This window comes from Rhizobacter sp. P2_D12, from assembly GCF_056404395.1.
The window spans coordinates 1-2,598 of the sequence record NZ_JBFUEB010000246.1; the positions used below are offsets into that span (position 1 = coordinate 1).

At 69.8% G+C, this 2,598-nt stretch carries 1 protein-coding gene and 1 pseudogene; both read left to right on the forward strand.

Annotated features, from left to right (window positions below):
• Positions 1 to 2,214 (forward strand): RHS repeat domain-containing protein (locus tag AC1DYN_RS32105; RefSeq protein WP_477966780.1); only part of this gene is annotated, 2,214 nt, incomplete at its 5' end.
• A gap of 5 nt (positions 2,215 to 2,219) precedes the next feature.
• Positions 2,220 to 2,598 (forward strand): annotated as a pseudogene (locus tag AC1DYN_RS32110) (type IV secretion protein Rhs); the annotation flags it as partial.

Sequence of the window (2,598 nt, forward strand, 5' to 3'; positions counted from 1 at the left end):
TGCTGGCCGATACGCGACGTGAGGCTGCCGCACGACTGTCCGCTGTGCGAGCTGCTGCGGGGCAACCCGATCGTGCCGCTGCGCGGGGTCAAGAAGGAGTTCGTGGACACCGGGCTGCGCGTGGGGCGCCTGCCGCTGACGCTGACCTACGACAGCACCGGGCGGGTGCCGGGCGTGCATCGCGAGGCCGCGGCGGCGACGCTGCGCCCGGGCCTGGGCGAGCTGTGGTTCAGCAGCCTGCACCGGCGCATTGCCTCGCAAGCCAACGCCAACGTGGTGGTGCAGCGCGGCGATGGCCGGGCACAGTCCTTCCAGGCGCAGGGCACCGGCGTGTTCGCCCCGGTGGCCGGGCGCACCGACCGGYTGACCGCCGACCAGRCCACCTGGCAGTACTTCAACGCCCAGGACAACAGCCGCGAGYTGTACGACCTGGACGGCAACCTGGTGTGGATCGCGTGGAGCGACGGCGCGCGCGTGAACTTCACGTACAGCACCGCGAGCTGGGCCACGCTGGGCAGCGAGGGCCAGGCCATCGCATTGACCGGCACGAACCGGGTGCGCTTCGGTGCAGGCACGCGCTGGGTCGAGAAGACGGTGAACGGCGGCTTTGCGTGCACGAGCTTCTTCTTCGGCTACAACCCGGACCGCCAGGCGAGCAAGACCTGCCAGGTCGCCACCATGACCCCGGCCGATGCGCCGGCCGGCGGCCTGCTGCTGAGCGCGCAGGACGACCGGGGCCGCCGCATCTCGTTCCGCTACGACATCCAGGGSCGCATCGCGCGCATCGAGGACACGGCCGGCCAGGCCATCGTGCTGGCCTACGACACCCAGGGGAACCTGSAGACGGTGAGCTGGCCGGACGGGCGGGTGCGGCGCTTCGTGTACGAGAACGGCGCATTCCCCTGGGCACTGACCGGCGTGGTGGAYGAGCGCGAGGCGCGSTACTCGACCTTCGGCTACAACGCGTACGGCCTGGCGGTGAGCACCGAGCTGGCCGGYGGGGTCAACCGCTACGAGGCGAGCTACGGCAGTGCGCCAGGGGTGGGGATGTCGGAGACCTAYGACCTGTCGCAGCAGGTGATCATCCGCACCCACTCGTGGGCGGCRCCGCAGGGGACGGAGCTGTCGAACCCGAACGGGTCGCGCTCGGCGGTGGGAGCGGCGAGCGTGGACGGCAAGACCTACCTGTCGGGGCAGAGCCAGGCGGCGGGRGCCGGGTGTGCGGCGAGCACGAGCGGGCAGGTGCTGGATGCGAACGGCAACCCGGCGAGCCGGGATGRCTTCAACGGCACGCGCAGCTGCTACGTGCACGACGCGAGCCGCTTCCTGCAGACCGACCTGATCGAGGGSCTGRSSCAGAGCGCGAGCTGCRCGRCGGTGACGCCSGCRGGRGCSASSCTGCCGGCCGGCGCMAGGCGAACCACGACGCAGTGGCACCCGGACTGGACCATYGCGACGAAGGTGGCCACGCCGAGGCAGATCACGACCAGCGTSTACAACGGSCAGCCGGATCCGTTCAACGGCAACGCCGCGGCCAACTGCGTGCCGGCAGGAACGCAGCTGCCGGACGGCAAGCCGCTGGCGCTGCTGTGCAAGCGCGGCGAGCAGGTCACGACCGATTTGGACGGGCACCTGGGCTTCGCGGCCAGCCTGCAACCCGGGGCAGCCACCCGCATCAGCACGTGGACGTACAACGAGCGGGGCCAGGTGCTCACCAGCACGGGCCCGCGCAGCGGCGACACGAGCACGAACACCTACTACGCCGAGGCGACCGCGGACCACATGGTCGGGGACCTCGCAACAACCACTGATGCGGCCGGCAAGACCACGACCTACGACAAGTACAACAAGCTGGGCCGGCTGCTGCAGAGCACCGACGCCGACGGCGTGGTGACGGTGAACACCTACGACCTGAGGCAGCGGCTGCTGAGCACCACGGTCGGCGCGGAGACCACGACCTACACCTACGACSCGGTCGGCCAACTGCTGCAGGTGACCGGCCACGACGGCAGCTGGGTCGGCTACGAGTACGACGACGCGCACCGCCAGGTCGCGGTGACGGACGACGAAGGCAACCGCATCGCGTACCAACTCGACAACGCCGGCAAGCAGACCGGCCAGACGGTGAAGGACCCCGCCGGCAGCTTGAGACGCAACGTGGCGCGCCTGATGGAYGCGCTGGGCCGCACGCAACAGGGCACGGGACGGGAGTGAGAACAATGAAAACACTGCACCCCCTCGCGCTCGCCTGCGCACTGCTGGCCCACGCTGCCACTGCCCAGACGCTGCCGCCTCCGCCGGTCTCGCCGACACCGATCACCCAGTATGAATACGATGCCCAGGGCAGTGTCACCAAGATCATCCGTGGCGCCGGCACGCTGAACCTGGAGACCAAGCTCAGCTACGACCCGCTGTCGCGGGTGAAGGATCACACCGACCCGAAGCTGGGCAAGACGCAGTTCCAGTACGACGGCGCAGACCGCACGACCCAGGTCACCGACCCGAGGAACCTGGTCACCCAGTACCCGCGCGACGGCTTCGGCAACGCCACGCAGTTGATCAGCCCCGACACCGGCATCTCGAACCAGACCTATGACG